At 60.7% G+C, this 18,539-nt stretch carries 16 protein-coding genes; 7 read left to right on the forward strand and 9 right to left on the reverse strand.

Features of this window, described 5'->3' with window-relative positions; all coding sequences use genetic code 11:
• Positions 1-71 precede the first annotated feature (71 nt).
• The 3 genes from QP093_RS01475 to QP093_RS01485 are packed head-to-tail and all read left to right on the forward strand — an operon-like array spanning position 72 to position 4,685.
• Entirely contained in the window at positions 72-2,072 is a 2,001-nt protein-coding gene (locus QP093_RS01475) for an alpha/beta hydrolase family protein (protein ID WP_285014222.1), read from the forward strand.
• Positions 2,069-3,901, forward strand: a complete 1,833-nt coding sequence (locus QP093_RS01480) for a chloride channel protein (protein ID WP_285014224.1) — start codon at positions 2,069-2,071, stop codon at positions 3,899-3,901. Before QP093_RS01475 ends, QP093_RS01480 begins: the two co-directional genes overlap by 4 nt.
• A gap of 16 nt (positions 3,902-3,917) precedes the next feature.
• Positions 3,918-4,685 carry a hypothetical protein gene (locus QP093_RS01485; RefSeq protein WP_285014226.1) on the forward strand — a complete coding sequence of 256 codons (768 nt, stop codon included), beginning with the start codon at positions 3,918-3,920 and terminating at the stop codon, positions 4,683-4,685.
• Positions 4,686-4,691: 6 nt separating this feature from the next.
• Here the strand turns inward: QP093_RS01485 and QP093_RS01490 are convergent, their stop codons facing one another.
• From QP093_RS01490 to QP093_RS01500, 3 genes are all read right to left on the reverse strand, one after another.
• Positions 4,692-7,505 carry an aconitate hydratase gene (locus QP093_RS01490; RefSeq protein WP_285014228.1) on the reverse strand — a complete coding sequence of 938 codons (2,814 nt, stop codon included), beginning with the start codon at positions 7,503-7,505 and terminating at the stop codon, positions 4,692-4,694.
• 138 nt (positions 7,506-7,643) lie between these two features.
• Positions 7,644-8,909: a class I SAM-dependent RNA methyltransferase gene (locus tag QP093_RS01495; protein ID WP_285014230.1), complete on the reverse strand. Its 1,266-nt coding sequence runs from the start codon at positions 8,907-8,909 to the stop codon at positions 7,644-7,646.
• On the reverse strand, positions 8,893-10,878 hold the full coding sequence (locus QP093_RS01500) for an APC family permease (protein ID WP_285014325.1): 1,986 nt from the start codon (positions 10,876-10,878) through the stop codon (positions 8,893-8,895). Before QP093_RS01500 ends, QP093_RS01495 begins: the two co-directional genes overlap by 17 nt.
• A gap of 115 nt (positions 10,879-10,993) precedes the next feature.
• Here QP093_RS01500 and QP093_RS01505 point away from each other — a divergent pair, with 115 nt between their 5' ends.
• From QP093_RS01505 to QP093_RS01515, 3 genes are read left to right on the forward strand one after another with little or no spacing between them, the layout of a single operon-like run.
• The gene (locus QP093_RS01505) at positions 10,994-11,644 is read left to right on the forward strand and encodes a potassium channel family protein (RefSeq protein ID WP_285014327.1); all 651 of its coding nucleotides are present in this window, start codon (positions 10,994-10,996) and stop codon (positions 11,642-11,644) included.
• The gene (locus QP093_RS01510; RefSeq protein WP_285014232.1) at positions 11,645-12,355 is read left to right on the forward strand and encodes a potassium channel family protein; all 711 of its coding nucleotides are present in this window, start codon (positions 11,645-11,647) and stop codon (positions 12,353-12,355) included.
• A 53-nt stretch (positions 12,356-12,408) separates the two neighbouring features.
• The gene (locus QP093_RS01515) at positions 12,409-13,677 is read left to right on the forward strand and encodes a 13E12 repeat family protein (protein WP_285014234.1); all 1,269 of its coding nucleotides are present in this window, start codon (positions 12,409-12,411) and stop codon (positions 13,675-13,677) included.
• On the opposite strand, the gene QP093_RS01520 is transcribed toward QP093_RS01515, so the two are convergent.
• The 4 genes from QP093_RS01520 to QP093_RS01535 are packed head-to-tail and all read right to left on the reverse strand — an operon-like array spanning position 13,615 to position 15,630.
• A complete protein-coding gene (locus tag QP093_RS01520) occupies positions 13,615-14,265 on the reverse strand; it encodes a DUF3159 domain-containing protein (RefSeq protein WP_285014237.1) in 651 nt (216 codons plus the stop codon). The genes QP093_RS01515 and QP093_RS01520 overlap by 63 nt on opposite strands.
• Positions 14,262-14,663: a DNA-binding protein gene (locus QP093_RS01525; RefSeq protein WP_285014240.1), complete on the reverse strand. Its 402-nt coding sequence runs from the start codon at positions 14,661-14,663 to the stop codon at positions 14,262-14,264. The genes QP093_RS01520 and QP093_RS01525 overlap by 4 nt, the downstream gene beginning before the upstream one ends.
• Positions 14,660-15,325, reverse strand: a complete 666-nt coding sequence (locus QP093_RS01530; RefSeq protein ID WP_285014242.1) for a DUF3710 domain-containing protein — start codon at positions 15,323-15,325, stop codon at positions 14,660-14,662. The genes QP093_RS01525 and QP093_RS01530 overlap by 4 nt, the downstream gene beginning before the upstream one ends.
• A 2-nt stretch (positions 15,326-15,327) precedes the next feature.
• The gene (locus QP093_RS01535; protein ID WP_070726767.1) at positions 15,328-15,630 is read right to left on the reverse strand and encodes a DUF4193 domain-containing protein; all 303 of its coding nucleotides are present in this window, start codon (positions 15,628-15,630) and stop codon (positions 15,328-15,330) included.
• Between the two features lie 197 nt (positions 15,631-15,827).
• On the opposite strand from QP093_RS01535, the gene sepH reads away from it, so the two are divergent.
• Positions 15,828-16,898, forward strand: a complete 1,071-nt coding sequence (gene sepH / locus QP093_RS01540; RefSeq protein ID WP_285014243.1) for a septation protein SepH — start codon at positions 15,828-15,830, stop codon at positions 16,896-16,898.
• On the opposite strand, the gene QP093_RS01545 is transcribed toward sepH, so the two are convergent.
• Positions 16,895-17,992: an alkaline phosphatase family protein gene (locus tag QP093_RS01545; protein WP_285014245.1), complete on the reverse strand. Its 1,098-nt coding sequence runs from the start codon at positions 17,990-17,992 to the stop codon at positions 16,895-16,897. The genes sepH and QP093_RS01545 overlap by 4 nt on opposite strands.
• Entirely contained in the window at positions 17,982-18,527 is a 546-nt protein-coding gene (locus QP093_RS01550) for a DUF5998 family protein (RefSeq protein WP_285014247.1), read from the reverse strand. Before QP093_RS01550 ends, QP093_RS01545 begins: the two co-directional genes overlap by 11 nt.
• Positions 18,528-18,539 lie beyond the last annotated feature (12 nt).

The following is an 18,539-nucleotide window of genomic DNA, read 5'->3' on the forward strand; positions in this document are numbered from 1 at the left end:
AAAGTCCGTTGGTTCCAGCTAGGATTGATATACGCGACAGACGCGCATATCCGAGTTGACAGAGGTTGCACATGTCCCCCTCAGTGAAGTCGTACGGCCAGTGGGAATCCCCGATCACGGGCGAGTCATTCACGGCTCGATTCGTGACGCTTTCTCAAGTACGCATCGATGGCGCCGACACGTATTGGGTAGAAGGCCATCCTACCGATAATGGGCGCAACGTTCTATTACGACGTAACGGCATGGGTCAGACGATGGAGCTCCTGCCCATGATTGACGGTGTGCGCCTGCCCGATGTGCGCACCCGTGTCCACGGTTACGGTGGCCGCGCCTACGCCGTCCACGAGAACATCCTCGTTTTCTCCGACGGCTTTGATGACCGTGTCTACCTGTTCGACATGTCTGCACCCACCGTTGGCCTGACGGCACTGACCCCGATGGAAAAGAAGCGCTACGGCGACTTTGAGATTGACGAGGTTCGCTCCCTGGTCTACGCCGTATGTGAGGACCACACGGGACAGGGTGAACCGGTCAACACGATGGTGGCGATCCCTCTGGACGGCTCCGCGGCGCGCGATCCGAAGCCTATTCGCACCGTCTTTTCCGGCACCGACTTCTGCTCGGCACCCACGCTCTCCCCGGATGGGTCGAAGCTGGCGTGGCTGTCATGGAACCACCCGCACATGCCGTGGACTCAGTCCGTCCTGCACGTTGGCGCCCTCACGTTCGAGGGTGACATCGATACCCACGTCACGCTGGTGGACCGAGAAGGTGTCTGCGTCTATGAGCCTCGCTGGACTCTGCGCGGCGACCTGATCCACGTGGATGATTCCTCAGGATGGGCAAACCTGTACCGCACTGAAGGCTTCGAATGGCACGAGGACGAGGATGCCCACGCGTGGACGGATCGCCTGCGTACACGTGTCCTGCATCCCGGTCAGCGCGCGTTCTCACACCCCCACTGGGAACTGGGCCTGCACTCCTACGACAACCTGGATCATGAGCACCTGATCTGCTCCTGGTCGCAGGATCACACGTGGCACGTCGGCAGCGTGCGACTGGACAATGGCCTGCTGGAAGAATGGGAAACCGGATGGTGGCCCATCGGTAACGTCGCTTCCGACGAGGGGCGCGTCGTTTTCCTGGCCGACTCCCCTACGCACGCGCCAGCCATCGTCGAGATCACCGATTCGCACGCGCACGTGCTGCGCCCGTCCTCGGAAGCTGAGATCGCTGAGGAGATGATTTCAACTGCACAGACCGTGCGCTGGACGACCAGCGACGGCAATGAGGCAGACGGCTTCTACTACGCGCCGGTCAATCCCGACTTCACCGCACCTGACGGCGAACTTCCGCCACTGATCGTGTCCGCTCATGGCGGGCCGACCTCGTCAGCTCGCCCCGGCCTGTCCATTGCCCGACAGTTCTGGACGACTCGCGGCTTCGCATTCCTGGACGTGAATTATCGCGGATCCACCGGATCAGGACGCGAATACCGTGAGGCGCTCAACGGCCAGTGGGGCGTCATCGATGTCATGGACTGTGCTGACGGGGCGCGCTACCTGATTGATCAGGGCCTCGTTGATCCCGCACGAGTCGCGATTCGCGGCCATTCCGCCGGCGGTTTCACCGCCCTGTCAGCTCTGGCGACAACCGACGTGTTTACGGCTGGGACATCCTCCTCAGGTGTGTCTGACCTGCATCGCATGGCGCAGGAAACCCACAAATTTGAGTCCCACTACTTCTACACGCTTCTGGGCTCGGACAACTTGGACGATCCCGTGTGGACGGAGCGCTCTCCGATTTGCCACGTCCAGGACATTCACGCACCGCTCCTGCTTTTGCAGGGCACAGAGGACACGATCGTGCTGCCTTCACAGTCACGCAGCATTTACGATGCGCTTCGCGAACTGGATCGACCGGTCGCCCTCGTCGAATTCGATGGCGAAGGGCACTCGCTGCGTACTGCTGCCAGCATTGCGAAGGCCTGGGCGAGTGAGCTGGGTTTCTACGCGACAGTGTGGGGTTTTCACGCTGATGGTGCGGCTGAGATCAGCGTCACCACTCTATGAGCCGCGTGCGTAGAGCGATCAGTGCAATCGTCACTGATCACCGTTCAGCGTTCGCGGTAGTAGCCGGCATTGTCGGCGCAGTGGTGGGACTGGCAGCCGTCATCTTCAACTGGCTGATCGCCGTGTGGATGCGCGCCACCACCGGCGCTGCGGACTATTCGGTAACAGGCGGAGCACCCCACGGGTGGCCGGCGTGGACACACATCCTGATCATTGCCGTCCCCGTCGTGTCAGCACTCATGTATGGGCCGATGATCTGGCGATGGGCCCCCACGGCCAAAGGACACGGCATCCCTGAGGTCATGCTGGCGGTGCGCCGAAGGGGCGGCAAGATTCCTGGCCGCGTCGCGGTGGTCAAATTGGTCTCCTCCGCCCTGACAATCGGTGGCGGCGGGTCGGCTGGCCGTGAAGGCCCGATCGTTCAGGTCGGTGCGTCCCTGGGATCCACGATCGCATCGTGGGTGCGTCTTCCCACCACACGCGTCGTGGTGCTCGCCTCCTGCGGTGCTGCCGGCGGTATTGCCGCCACATTCCATGCTCCGCTGGCTGGTGCGATCTTTGCGCTCGAAGTGATTTTGGTGCGCTTTACCGCAGAGACATTCGGCTACGTCGTCATATCGTCTGTCATGGCATCGATCGTTGCCCGCGCACTTCAGGGGTCAGCGCCCCTGGTTGACCTGAACTACAGCGTGGACCTGGCTTCCTTGACTGACATAGGGTGGGCCGCCCTCGTCGGCCTGATTGCCGGCCTGTGCGGGCTGGCCTTTTCCAAATTGTTGTATGCGATGGAAGACTGGCTCGACTGGGGGTGGGAACGTCTCACGGCAGTTATCGCGTTTCCGCAGTGGTCTCGCGCAGCTCTCATGTCAGTCGTGCTGGGCATTGGCCTGTTTTTCTTCCCCGCCATGTACGGTTCGGGCTACCCGATCCAGCTCGAGGCTCTTCATGGCGCACTGCCCATCGCCACGCTGCTTGCGCTGGCTGTGGGTCGCATGATTTTCACGTCCTTCACGATCGGAATGGGCGGTTCGGGCGGCGTGTTCGCTCCGACGCTGTTCATTGGTGCAATGGTCGGCAGCGCGATCGGACATCTGATTGATCCGCTCACTGATTCGTCCATAGCGGTGTTCGGAGTAATCGGCATGGGTGCTGCCTTTGCTGGGGCTGCGCGTGCACCCATGACAGCGGTTCTGATCATCGTGGAGATGACGGACCAGTACTCGCTGATTCTTCCCATGATGCTGGCCGTCGTGATCGCAACAGGATGCTCACGGTTCCTGACACGCTCCACGATCTACACGGAAAAGCTGCGCAGGCGTGGCGATATCCTCGATGATCCCGTGTCCCACACTTTGCTGGGTGTCAACCCGGCCGGGGCGCTCATGCAGCCAGCTCCTGCCACTCTTAGCCCATCAGACACCATCATGCGCGCGGTGTCCCGCATGCGCGAAGCGCACGCCCAGGCACTCCCCGTGGTCGATGCGGACGGCGTGGTGTCCGGTGTTGTCAGCGCCCTGGATATTGCCTCCTGGCGTGAAGAAGGGGTCGAGCATGACACCGCGTTGGAAGCTCTGCCGTTGCGACATGTGTACGTGGTTGACACGGATCTGCCGTCCACGGTCATGCGCGTGCTGACATCCAGTGGCGTCGAGGGGATTCCCGTCTTGCATGACGACGGGCAGGGTGCGCCCGCCCACATGGTCGGCTGGATCAGCGGGCGCGACCTGGTTGACCGTATGTATCGCGATCAACGGCGGGCGCTCGACGCACGTATCGAATCCTCTTTCGGTTCGCGGTGGCGTGAGCGTCATCCTCGTCGTCGTAGCTAGCGGGTAGACTGCTCCTATGCCAGCGTGGGCCATTGTGATACCGATCGCGTTCCTCATCGCGTGTATCTGTGCTGCGTTGTGGCGTCATCATGTGGCACGTCTGCGTGCAACCACGCTTCCACTCACCCTGTACGCGCCGCTGGAACTGATCGCGTGCTACGGCGCGATGGTGCTGATTGGTGCGTGGGCTCTGTGGCGGGAACTCACCACTCAGCCACGCGTCGCGATCATCGCCGTGGCGCTGGGTTTGAGCGTGCTGGGACTGGCTCTGCTCATCGTTGAAGTTCCGCGCAGGCTCTATCTGACGCCCGATTACCTCGCTGTGCGATCCATGCGCGGCACGCGCACAGTTGAGCTGCTTGACATCGTGACGATTTCAATCCGCCCGGCACAGACTTCAACCTGTGTCACTGTGACGGATGTGCATGGTCGGCGCGTCACGTGGCATGCAACCGGCATGATGGATGAAACATTCGTCGCATACATGCGCGAACTGGAGCGCCGTATCCGCAATGGCCGCATCCCTCTGCTGCACCCCACCCGACATCGGCCGGTCAATCCGCTGACAGCGCACGCGTTGCAAGTCGTTGCCCGTGAAGCCGCGCACGACCCGAAGGTGCGTGAGCTTCTCACTCAGGCTTCAGTGTGCGTGGGCACCGACCCGGATCAGGCGCATATTCTCCTGCGCGATGCGGCCCGTGAGTGTGCGCGCTCGTGGCCACTCGATTCGGAGCTTGGCGCCACGATCGTCGCACTGTCTCACCGGTATCCGCCCGGACAGTAGAAGCCTCTACTGCTGGGCAAGCTGACGCAACACATACTGCAGAATGCCGCCATTACGGTAGTAGGCAGCCTCTCCAGGCGTGTCAATCCGCACGACCGCATCGAACTCGATGGGGTCCGCACCCTCGCGGGTGGCACTGACATGCACTGTCTTCGGGATCGACCCATCATTGAGCGCGTCAATGCCGGTGATATCGACTACTTCCGTACCGTCCAGACCCAGGGAATTACGATCTTCGCCTTCAGGGAACTGCAACGGCAGCACGCCCATGCCGATCAGGTTCGAACGGTGGATGCGTTCGAATGATTCGGTGATCACCGCGCGTACGCCCAGCAGCACTGTTCCCTTGGCTGCCCAGTCACGTGAGGAGCCTGATCCGTATTCCTTTCCGCCCAGAACCACCAGTGGCACACCTGCTTCGCTGTAGCTCATCGCCGCATCAAATACCGGCACGGTCGGCGCATCGTCCTTCGTGAAGTCGCGGGTAAATCCGCCCTCCACGCCGGGCACCATCTCGTTTCGGATACGAATATTTGCGAATGTGCCTCGGATCATGACTTCGTGATTACCGCGACGCGACCCGTAGGAGTTGAACTGCGAGCGTTCCACTCCCCGCTCAATCAGGTACTTGCCTGCCGGCGTATCCGGCTTGAAGGAGCCAGCCGGCGAAATGTGATCCGTTGTCACCGAATCGCCCAGCTTGAGCAGCACTCGCGCACCGTGAATATCCTCAACCGGAGCGGTCTCCAGAGTCATTCCGTCAAAGTACGGTGGTTTGCGCACGTAGGTGGAATCTTCGTCCCATTCAAACGTATCACCCTCGGGAGTATCGAGACCCTGCCAGCGGTGGTCACCAGCAAACACGTCCGCATAGTCCTGCTCGAACAGGGAGCGGTCGATACACGAGTTGATTGTGTCATCCACCTCTGCCGCATCAGGCCAGATGTCACGCAGGAACACGTCCTTGCCGTCCTGGTCCTGCCCCAGCGCTTCAGTCTCAAAATCGAAATCCATCGTACCGGCCAGCGCGTAGGCGATGACCAGCGGCGGGGATGCCAGGTAGTTCATCTTAACGTCGGGATTGATGCGACCTTCGAAGTTGCGATTACCCGACAGCACGGACACAACAGCCAGGTCATTGTCATTGACGGCCTTGCTGATTTCGTCCGGCAGCGGGCCGGAGTTGCCGATACACGTGGTGCACCCATAGCCCACCAGGTTGAACCCGAGTGCGTTGAGGTCCCCCCACAGTCCGGCCTTTTCGAAGTACCCTGTGACGACCTGTGAACCGGGGGCCAGTGAGGTTTTCACCCACGGCTTGGAGTGCAGTCCACGCTTAACTGCGTTGCGTGCCAGCAGACCGGCCGCGATCATGACCGCCGGGTTGGACGTGTTGGTACATGAAGTGATCGAGGCGATCGCCACGTCACCGTGATCCAGTTTCGTTTCCGTCCCGTCCGCCAACGTGACATCGACGATGTGGTGCGGTCGGTCGTCGATTGTCGAAGCGATACGTGGTTCGTCATCGTCTTCATGGTCGAGGGCGTCCGGATCGACCGGATCTGATGCAGGGAAGGTGGAAGCCAGTGCCTCATCGAGTTCTGAAGCGGAGTGCTGTTCGTGTTCGCTGACATAGTTCGGCAGCGTGGCGCGGAATGATTCCTTGGCGGCGCTCAGTTCGATGCGGTCCTGCGGACGCTTCGGGCCGGCAATGGAAGGCACCACTGTGGACAGGTCGAGTTCCAGGTACTCGGAGTATTCTGCCTCGCGCGAGGGGTCGTGCCACAGCCCCTGTTCCTTGGCGTACGCTTCGACCAGTTTGAGCGTTTCTTCGCTGCGTCCAGTCAGCCGCAGGTAGTCAACGGTGACGTCATCGATCGGGAAGATCGCGGCGGTTGAGCCGAATTCGGGCGACATGTTGCCGATGGTGGCTCGGTTTGCCAACGGCACAGCGGAGACACCCTGGCCGTAGAATTCAACGAACTTGCCGACCACGCCGTGTTCACGCAGCATCTGCGTGATGGTGAGGACGACGTCCGTCGCGGTCGCGCCGGAGGGGATCTCGCCGGAGAGTTTGAAACCGACGACGCGGGGGATCAGCATGGAAACTGGCTGGCCGAGCATGGCTGCCTCGGCTTCAATACCACCGACACCCCAGCCGAGCACGCCCAGACCGTTGACCATCGTGGTGTGGGAATCGGTGCCGACGCAGGTATCCGGGTAGGCGAGCGTGTCTTCGCCGTCCTGGCGTGTGAACACGGTGCGCGCGAGGTATTCGATGTTGACCTGGTGGACGATACCGGTGCCCGGTGGGACGACGCGGAAGTTTTCAAAGGCTCCCTGTCCCCAGCGCAGGAACTGGTAGCGCTCACGGTTGCGTTCGTATTCCTTGTCCTGGTTGGCTTCGAACGCCTCCGGCGTGCCGTACACGTCGATCTGCACGGAGTGGTCAATAACCATTTCCGCTGGCGCCAGCGGATTGATTTTCGAGGGGTCGCCGCCCAGCTCCTCCACTGCTTCACGCATGGTGGCCAGGTCGACGACGCAGGGAACGCCGGTGAAGTCCTGCATGACAACGCGCGCAGGGGTGAATTGGATTTCAGTGCTGGGTTGTGCTTTTGGGTCCCAGCTGGCCAGCGCCTTGATCTGGTCGGCGGTGATGTTGACACCGTCTTCGTTGCGCAGAAGGTTTTCAGCCAGGATCTTCAGTGAGTATGGAAGCCGGTCAAATCCGTCCACCGCATCGAGGCGGTAGATGGTGTACGTCGAATCATCCACTGTGAGCGTGGAGCGTGCATCGAAACTGCCTTGCAAAGCCATGTGATCCCCCTAATGTCTCGATATCAAGATATCAGAGGGCGGGGACGCTGCAAGGAGAACACGAAAATCACGCGCAGAGCACGCAGGAAATCGCAGTGTCGCGCGAAAAACCCGTCTGCGGCCACCGGGCCGAGAAACTCAGTCCTTCTCCAGCGCGGCGATAAATTCGACATGGTGAGTGTGCGGAAATAAGTCCCACGCTTCGAGGGAGGTCAGGCGGTATCCGCCCTCCGTCAAAGTCCGCAGGTCACGGGCACCTGCCGCCGGATCGCATGAAACGAGCACAATTCGCTCCGAACCAAGCGCGGCTACCGTCTGACATACCTCGTCGCCCGCACCCGAGCGTGGCGGATCCATCACCACGACATCGGCATGTGACTGCAGCTCGTTGGACAGATCGAGGATCCCCTGATGATCAACATCCCCGATGAACGTTTCAACATGTGCCGCTCCCCCGAGGTTCAGCGCGGCATCTTCCACGGCACCGTCGTCACCCTCGAGCGACACGACGCGTCCGAACGCGCCCGCAAGCGAGCGTGTGAATAATCCGGCCCCCGAATACAGTTCCATTGCCGCGCTGCCCTGGCCAGCCAGACGGCGTACAGCATCGGACAGGACCTGCGCACCGCGTACATGCGTCTGCCAGAAGCCCGAGGGGCGGACGTTGAACGGTTCGGGATCGGGCTCCACGACCCACCGCAACTTTTCGCGGTCCAGTGGCTTGCCCTGCCCGTCGTACGTTCCCGACGGCGTCACCACGGCGATGTCACCGCCCGTTGAGGCGACCGCTCGCACACGATCACGCGGCCCCCACGCGGTCAGCCACCGCGAATCGTTCCCGTCAAACAGGCCGATCTCGCATAGTGCGTCTACGGCCAGCGGCATTGACTCTAATGCAACGACCTGGTTCGACCGGTAGCGCGACATGCCCAGCCTACCGTCCTTGTCAGCCACCAGCTCGATGCGTGTTCGCCTGTGCAGCAGTAAGTCGTCCGGATCCTCATCGCCCGGGCACGCCTGCACGCGGACGCCTCCGATCGAGTCGACGGCTTGTGCCAGGCCCTCTCCCCCGACGCGCCGGATCTGTCCACGCAGCACGTCTTCCTTCCAGGTGCGCTGGGCTGCGGGACGCACATGACACAGTTCGGCTCCACCGATCTTTTCGCGAGCAGCCTGCGGCCATGCCGGCTCGACACGGTCAGGGCTTGCCTCGAGCACCTCGATTACATTGGCCCATGCAAGGCGCTTGCGGGTGGCACTCACACGTGCCACGACTTTCTCACCGGGCAGCCCGTGTCGCACGAAAACGACGCGACCGTCGTTGTCTCGGGCGACGCATGCTCCACCGTGTGCAGGTTCTCCCAGCGTGAGCGTCAATTCTTCGCGATTACGAGGCGGAGTCATGAGGACCTTTCTGACGTGAACGGAACGGGTCGTTAATCAGCTGGCGTTTGATTGGCTGCTCACCCTCCACCTGGCTGTCTTCCCCAAGTTTCCATGGTACAAGAGTGAGGACTACGCCCGGAATCCGCAGCAGTGCCTGACGCAACCTCAGTGCCGTCTGATTGTGCAGCACATTTTCCCACCAGTGCGACACGAGGAACTGCGGCACGTACACAACCACCATTTCGCGAGGTGACCGGCGTCGCTGGGAACGCACGTGCTGGACGATGACCTGCGTGATATCCCGGTAAGGTGCTGACAGAATCGTCAGCGGGATCGGCAGACCGGAGGCCCGCCACTGCCGGATGATCCGTTCTTCTTCAGCCTGGTCGGCAACCACACTCACCAGTTGCAGTGACGAGGGCGCCGTCGCGCGGGCAGTGGCAATTGCCCGCATCGTCACTCTGCTCATTGACGACACCAGCACTAACGCGTGCACGCGCGACGGAAGTGCGCGCCGAGTCGAGTAGTCCTCCACGCGCAGCTGCGTTGCAACGGTGTCGTAGTGATGGCGAATGGCACGTTGAGTCAGGAACACCAGCCCCATCAACAGCAATGTGATCCACGCACCGCGGGTAAATTTCGTCACGAGTACGACGATCAGCACCGTTCCCGTCAGCACGAATCCGATCATGTTGACCAGCCGCGAGCGCAGCAGGGAGGCCCGCGAGTCGGCGCGCTGAGGATTGCGCAGTTTCGCATTCCAGTGGCGGATCATGCCCACCTGGCTGAGCGTGAAAGAGATGAACACGCCGACGATGTAGAGCTGGATCAGGTGGGTAACCTGCGCATCAAACGCGATGATCAGGACGATTGCTGCGGCCGACAAGGCAACGATGCCGTTTGAGAATGTCAGCCGGTCTCCACGGCGGTACAGCTGACGCGGCAGGAACGAGTCGCGTGACAGTACCGAGGCCAAGGTTGGAAAACCGTTAAACGCCGTGTTGGCTGCCAGCACCAAAATCAATCCGGTCACAATCGTGATCAGGTAAAACAGGATCGATCCGTGTCCGAATACTGCTGAAGACAACTGGCCGATCACCGGGTCGAGCCTGACATCGCCTGCTGGCGCCCCGTTCAGACTCAGTTGTGTGGCCGGATCCTCCACGATTCTCACGCCGGTCGCCTTCGCCAATACGAGAATTGAAATCAGCATGGTGGCAGCGATCCCGCCGAGCATCGCGAGAGTTGTCGCCGCGTTGCGGGACTTGGGGCGCTGGAATGAGGGCACGCCGTTGGAGATCGCTTCGACTCCGGTCAGCGCTGCGCAGCCCGAGGAAAATGCGCGCATCACCAGCAGCGCTCCGCCCAGTCCGACCAGGCCCGATACGTGAGAGGCCTGCGGGACAAGGTCATACATTGCCGAGGGAGCCTGACCGAGGTGGCCTGTGACCAGTTTGACCATGCCGACCGCGATGAGAATACCAATTGAAGCCATGTAAATGTATGTCGGAATAGCGAAAGCTGAACCTGCCTCGCGCATACCGCGCAGATTCAACAGGCACAGCACGATGACAACGGCCACTGCGATCGGCACTTCCTGGCCTGCCAGCTGTGGGATTGCGGTGGTCACGTAGTGCGCCCCTGAGGAGATCGACACCGCCACCGTCAGCACGTAGTCCACCAGCAACGCCGATGCGACGACCAGTCCCCACGACGGTCCGAGGTTCTTGGTCACGACTTCATAGTCTCCGCCGCCTGACGGGTAGGCGTGTACGGTCTGGCGGTAGGACAGCACGACGACCAGCAGCACTACCGCCACTGCCAGCCCCACCCACACCGATTGGGTTACTGCAACTCCTCCGGCGATTGCCAGGGTAAGCAGAACTTCATCTGGCGCGTAAGCGACGGATGAAAGCGCATCAGATGCGAAGATCGGCAATGCGATCCGTTTGGGCAATAACTGGTGCCCCATGGCGTCTGAACGCATGGGTCGCCCAATCAGTACGCGCTTGGCGCGAGAAAAAGCCTCCAACACGATGGTCTAGCCTACTACCCTTTCGACAGGAAAACCGAGTACCTTTGAACCTGTGCATTTCGTAATTATGGGATGTGGCCGGGTCGGCGCGTCGATCGCCTCGACACTTGATGAACAGGGCCATTCAGTTGCCGTCATTGATATGAACGCTCAGGCTTTCAGACGCCTGTCATCCGACTTTTCCGGTCGGCGTGTGACAGGCGTCGGCATGGATCGCGATGCTCTGCGTCAGGCGGGCATCAAGGATGCGTACGCTTTCGCCGCGGTCTCCAATGGCGACAATTCAAACATCATTGCGGCCCGAGTAGCTCGCACGACTTTCCATGTTGAGCGCGTGGTCGCACGCATCTACGACCCCTCGCGAGCCGCAGTGTATGAGCGCTTGGGCATCCCCACGGTAGCAGCGGTTCGCCGCACGTCCGAGGCTGTTCTGCGCTGGATGATGCCGCCAAATGCGCACGTGACCTGGACGCACTCGACCGGCTTGGTGTCGCTCGTGAACGTTATCCCAGACCCGTCGTGGACCTCCGTTCCGCTGCCAGTCGTTGAGGAACTGACCGGCGAGCGACTCGCCTTTGTGTCTCGGTTGGGCGTGATCCAGCCTGCGCGCGTCGACCTCGTCGTTCAGGAACATGATGAGCTGATTTTCGCCGTGTCAGGCACAGATTCGCTTGCGCTGCGCAATGTGCTCACCTCTGCACCGAAATTGGAGAACTAGATGAAAATCGTGATTGCCGGTGCTGGCTCAGTGGGACGCTTCGTCGCCCTCGAACTTCTGGATCATGGCCACGAGGTCACCCTGATCGACCACAATCCTGACCAGATGCGTGTGGCAACTGTGGCTGATGCGGACTGGGTGCTGGCCGATGCGTGCTCACCGGACGTCCTCGCCGACGCGGGAGTGCGAGAAACCGACGTCCTGGTTGCCGCAACGGGCGACGACAAGGCGAACCTGGTGATCTCCCTGCTCGCGAAGACCGAGTTCGGCGTGCCGCGCGTGGTGGCCCGTATTAATCACCCGCGCAATGAATGGCTCTTCAACGAGGCGTGGGGTGTTGACGTGCCGGTGTCCACGCCGCGCATCATGACCGCCCTGGTTGAGGAAGCTGTTTCCGAGGGCGCTCCCATCCCGCTGTTTACGTTCAACAAGGCCAATGTTGCAATGTATGCGATTGTCCTTCCGGAGGATTCGCCCCTGGTGGGCGAGCGAATCGGTCAGGTTGACTTCCCTGCAGGAACGGTCTTGGCGGCGTTACTGCGCGACCAGATTCCTATGAATCCACAACCTGACGACGTGTTCGAGTCAGGCGATGAACTGTTGATGCTGGTGCCCGAAAAGCGCGGGAAACACTTGGAGCATTTGGGGACGCTGGTCAATGGCGTTGTGCCGGAGACCGGACAGGCTGATGCTCCAACCACCACAGCTTAATGTGAGGTACATCACTTTCATGGGCTGCTTGTGAGCCTGCGGATGGAACGCAGATGCCCGTGCCCACTGCCACAATCGAACACATGTTCGACATTGCGGTAAGTGCAGGAGATTGTGACACTCCTGAGGCCACGGCTCGTGAGCTGGTCAACGCTGCCCGCGACGCGGATCGTGCGGTGCGTGTGGCGCAGGCTCGGCGTGCCCAGATGGTTGTCCGCGCTGTTCTTGCCGTGAGTGAAGCTGTTGAAGGCGAACAGGACCTGGTGCAGCGAGCCGGTGAGGGCGTACCTCGAATTGCCGAATTCGCACACCTTGAGCTATCTGCTGCGTTAGGGCTGTCTCCTGCCAAAATGCTCGATGAAATGGGAGCCTTACTTGACCTGAGTTTTAGACTGCCGTGCCTGTGGCAGCAAGTTGTCGCTGCAGAAGTTCCCGTGTGGAAAGCGATGACGGTCGCTGAACGCACGACGCTGCTCAGTCAGGCTGACTGCCGTCAGATTGACTGCTTCCTCGGGGCTATTGCTGCCTGGTCTCAGGCGCGCATCTGTCGACATGTTGACAACCTCATCGCCCGTATAAATCCCGATGAATTCGACGCGCAATGCGCGCGAGCGCAGTCCACGCGCCGCGTTCAGATCACGCATGAAGAATCCAGTTCCATCGCCTATGTCGATGCCACACTCAGTGCGACTGACGCGATTGCACTGGACAATACGATCACGCGTTTAGCTGGATTGCTCGCAGATGCTGACGAACTCAGCATCGATGAACGACGCTCACAGGCGTTGGGTATCCTCGCAACGCCGCACTACGCGGCCAGGCTTCTGGACGAAGGATCCGCTTCGCGCTCACTCCAGCCTGCTGCCACTGTGATCGTCCACGTTGATGACTCCCCCGTCGCGCAGATTGACGGGCACGGCAGTGTCGGGCTGAAACAGCTGCGGCAGATGTTTGCTCACTCTCGCGTCACGATCCGGCCCGTTCTTGATCCGCGGGCTCTCACGCCGATTGATCGCCATGATCCGTCTGGCGATATGCGACTGGCGCTCCAGACGCGCGAACCCTATGAAGTCTTCCCGTATTCGAATGTTCGCTCGCGAAGCTGCGATATCGACCATACCCAGGCGTTCGATCCAGATGGGCTATCCGGGCAGACGCGCCTTGACAACCTCGGTCCACTCTCGCGAAGCGTTCACCGCGCGAAAACACACGCCCACTGGAGGCTTGAGCAGGTCGCTACGGGGGTTTATGAGTGGCACTCACCTCTGGGGTTCATCTACACCGTTGTCAACGGTCGAACGTTCTTCCACCGACGCGAGTGAGACGAAGGGCCTCAGCGTCATCCACGTAATCCAACATGCCACGGCGAACAGCGGCAATCCAAGTACGAGTTTCGCGACCCCCAGTCCAGCAATCTGGCCTACCCACCACAGTGGCACCTGCACTGCGAAGCGAATGAAGAACAGTGCGAACCACACCCACGTGAGCGTGGTGCATACACGGCGCGGCACTGCGCCTTTTTCCCAGAACATGTTCAACACAAGTTCGACCGCAGGACGCCGGAGCACGATCGACACGAGCAACGCCACACTCAGAACCGCTGCCGTGACGATACCCACGATGAAGAAATCCTGCCCTCGACCGGAGAACACCACCCACACGCACGACAGTGCAACGCCGATGGCACCCGACAGTGCCTGGGTGATCTGCTGACCGGACACCAGGCGTGCAACGACGAAGAGGCCCGCGAGAATACCGGAGGCGATCAGCGGCCACGTCAGTTCGTGGGTCGCGATATACGTCGCGACAAAAACGATGATCGGAGCGACCGATTCAACGATACCCCGCCAGCCGCCCAACGCCGACCAGACAGAAAATTCCTCGTCCTGAAGCGAATCAACAACTCTCACGAATGTTCTCCAGCCAACAGGCGGTACAGCGGGTCAGAAATCACGTAGATTCCGTGATCAACACCTACAGTTCCTTCGATTTCCACGTGGTGCCCCACGCGCAGGCCAGGGATCTCACACCGCCCCAGCCACCTGATCACGATTGAACCGGTCCCGTCGTACAACGTCGCATCGAGCTGATCAGGACCCTCCTGCGGATACAGCGTCACCGATCTCAGAACACCCGAAATAACCACCTTTTCACGCGGACGCACGTCCTTGATCGGCACAGTGCCTCGCGAACGCTGAGAGCGCTGCTCATCATCGGCCTCAGTCGCTTCAGGGGTCGAAAAACGCCACGCGTCGCTCAATCTCTGCCACCACGAGCGCTTCGGGAAAACCTCGTTCGGGTCACTCATTGCGGCACAATCGGCGCTTGAACGGCATTGTCAGGAACATGCATCGGCAGCAGGTCAAGGCGCGCGCGGGGACGGTCGTCACGCTCAACCACGAGGCGATCAATCACCTTCTCAATTCCTTCGCCCGCTTCGCTTGACTGAGCTGCAGGCCCCAACACATCAATGCGCGCAAACCAGCGCGGACCCTCACGGCCAATGATGCGCATCCGTGACGTCGCTTTTGAGCCATCCGGCAAGGTCACCGGCATGTCAGCCAGCAGCTCGGCGCCATAGCGCGTCTCAGCGTCCTCCACGCTGGCGCCGTTGGATGTCAGCGATTCACGAATCTCTTCGCGCACCTCGTCCCACACTCCACCGGAACGCGGGGCGGCGGCGATTGAAATCTGCAGGCCCGAATTGCCCAGCACGATCAACACGCGCAACACGGTGCGCTTGTCGTCAGCCAGCTGCGTGCGCAGCTGCATGCCCTTGATCGCCGGAATCTTCAGCGCACCCAGGTCGACATACCCTTGGGAGACGTCCACATCCTCAGCTGAACGCGGACCTGGCTCATCCCAGATCTCCGCGTCATCACCGGCCTGCCGCTTGTCCTGTGACTCGTCGTGTGCGTGCTGTTCGACCTGCTCTTCATCATCGCGACGTCGACGTTTCAACCAGCCCATAGCTACCCAGCACACTCCGTGCACACAGGCTGACCGTTGTCATCAACATAAGCCAGCTGCGATGCGTGATGGACCAGGAAGCAGCTCGTACACGTGAACTCATCATCCTGGCGAGGAACCACATGCACAGTCAGTTCTTCTTTCGACAGGTCGGCGCCCGGCAGCTCAAAATTCTCCGCCGCCTCGTTTTCGTCCTCGTCTACCTCATTCGAACCGGCGTCCTTGCGGCGAGCCTTCAATTCTTCGATGGAATCTTCCGCCACATCGTCGTCGTTTTTACGTGGGGCATCGTAGTCAGTTGCCACGGTTCCTCCTCCTCGCACAGCCTGCGGGTCAAATCTTGCTCAGCGCAGGGATAGTAACACTCATTGCGCTTCTGCGCATTATGGCGTCCATACTGACACTGTTTTATTCCGATCGTTTACTAGACACGCGCGCCAAGCGCCACCGATCTTCACTCTTCTTTGAGACGATTTCAATCAGATGTATTCGGGAGGTTTTCATGATCGATCTTGAGCTGCTCGGTGTCGGCAGTGACAATGAATCGCTGATTTTCACCGACGCAGACGGTGAACGTTACCGCGTGGCAGTCACTGACGAATTGCGCGCGTCAGTTCGCCGTGGACGCCCCCGAGTTGAACCCATCCAATCCAGGGCTCTGCGTCCGCGTGACATTCAGGCACTCCTGCGCTCAGGCATGTCAGCATCAGAAATCGCCGCTGAATACGATACGGATATCGCGCTGATTGAGCGTTTCGAAGCACCGATCGACGCAGAAAAAGCGTGGGCCATTCAGCGTGCACGCGAATCGCATGTGGGTGGCGAAAAGGATTCACCTCTGATGGGTGACCTCGTTGTCGACCGCTTGGCGGCTCGCGGAGTGGATCCCGAATCAATCATCTGGTCAGCCAGGCGTGAGCAGGACGGCCCGTGGGAAGTCTTCGTGACGTTCATTCAGGGCGCAGCCGAACACGCCGCACATTGGCGCATGGATCATTCCGAATCCAGCGCGGAAGCAATCGATCAGGAAGCCCGGTGGCTCACCGAGAACGCCACTCCATCTTCCCCTGTCTCTGCTGTCTTCACTCCCCTGCATCCCGAAGATGACAACGAGCCGGCTCCCACGCCGGTCAATGACGAGCTGCTCGACCAGCTCAACGCTCAGCGCGGCAAGCGTCAGGAAATTGTGATCGACGGTGAAGGTGACGACACTGAGGATCCAGATGAGCGCGTCCAGCGCGATTCACTGTCAGCGCGCATTTACTCCCTGGCTCGCTCACGCACGCACACGACAGAACCTGAACCGATGGAGACCGGAGTGATCGACCCCCACGATGATGACATCGTGACCGAAACACCCGACGAAGAGGCACCCTCGACGGCGCCGGGGACCTCCCGGGATCTGTGGAGTTCCGTGATGGCAACGCCCACCGCCGAACAGCCCGACGAGCCGCAAACCTCGGCGCTTCCCGGCATGGAAGACCTTGAGCCAAAGGCTGAAGCACCAAAGAAAAACACGCGTCGCCGCTCGGTACCCAGTTGGGATGAGATCGTTTTCGGCTCGAAATCCTAAGCGAGCCGCACGACCGGCACCATCATTTCAGCCTCGGTCATTGACCCATGCACCCCGATCAGCGCCATTGCGCCCTCACTTTGCACACGAGAATCCACAATGCCGTACCTGCCGCGCGACATCACCATCGCATCACCGACAACCTGCACGCCTGGCCCCTCACCTATCACGCCTGGTAACGCGTCCGCCGGCACGATCCAGGCACGCTCACCCAGATATTCCTCCCACCGGGCGAGGACTTCCGCGGCTCGACCCGGCTGCGCGTGCAGGTGAACCGAGCGTGTTTCACCCGCGATCAGCTCGACCCCCTCGCGCAATTCAGGCGTGTGCGCCACGTCGATCAGATCATCGGGGTGCACATCCACCATTCCGTGATCAGCGGTGAGCATCACGGCGATTCGATCGGCCGAACGCATATGAGAAATGCGCGTCAGCAGATGCCCGATACCCGCATCGAACTCTTCAAGCGCGCGGCGCCACTGCTCGGAATTGACGCCATGCCTGTGGCCCTCGTGGTCGATATCTGACCAGTAGAAATAGACGATGCGGGTGCCTGCCTGCAGTTCGCACATTGCAGCGTCAATGCGCTCCTGCATCGATACCGCGCCCACATGACGCGCCCCGCGCAACGCGGCCAGAGTCAGACCTGAGCCGGCAAAGCTCGGAGGTGAAATCACAGCTGAGGACACTGAGCGATCTGCCAGGCGCTCGAAATGGGTGGGTACTTCCTGCCAGACTGTCGGATCCGGTCCGTTCTCGAAGGCCAGCAGATTCATTGCCCTGCCCCGATACGCCACCGAGTATCCCACCATACGCGTGGCGCCAGGGGGCGCTCCCGTCGCGAATGAGGTGATCGCTGCGGCTGTTGTCGAGGGAACAGTGGTGAAAGCCTGCTCGATCTCATCGCGGTATCCGCGCAGCACGCTCGCATGGCCGAAGTGATCCGCCAGCGGCACCGCCCCCAGACCATCAGCCAGGATCACCACCATCTGCTCATACGACCGTCCCACACCGTCGATCCACCGGCCCAAGACGTCAGTGATGCGCAGATCGCTCGGACCAGGCAGGTGCGGGTCGCCCTCGTTAATGCGCATGATTCCCCTTGATGACCTGGAGCGTCGCGTCGACGAATCGTTCAGCATTGGCGAGGGCGGCCTCGCCATCAGCGGCGGCCGAAAAACGCATCGAGAAATCCTCCGGGAAGGTGTGGACGGTGAAGCCGTGGTCAGCGGTGCACTGCGGGTCATCGCACTGGTTGAGCTCCACTTCACCGCGACGCTGACTGCCGCAGTTGATCGCCATGGTCAGCTCGCTCAGCTGACTGCCGCCATCATGGATCGCGTCGGTTACAACCTCAGTGAGTGAAGCTCCGTGGATGCGAGTGGTCGGGGTGATGATCGTGTTCGTCATGGCGCCACCCCGGTCCAGTTCGTCAACGTGGATCTGGATCAACGTGGTCGGTGTCAGAACGGCAACCGTGAGGTGGCGGAACATGCTGGAACGGTCAAACGCCGCCTCCAGCTGAGACACCATAGCCAGCGGTTCTTCGTCGCCGAGAATGCGATCCAAGGCGCGTATCACGAGGGACGGATAGAAGCCGTGCTGCCGGATTGAAGCGTGTGTGTCCATTCTCCAATTGTG

Origin of the sequence: Pauljensenia sp. UMB10120, from assembly GCF_030212035.1 — a bacterium.
Lineage (GTDB): Bacteria > Actinomycetota > Actinomycetes > Actinomycetales > Actinomycetaceae > Pauljensenia > Pauljensenia radingae_A.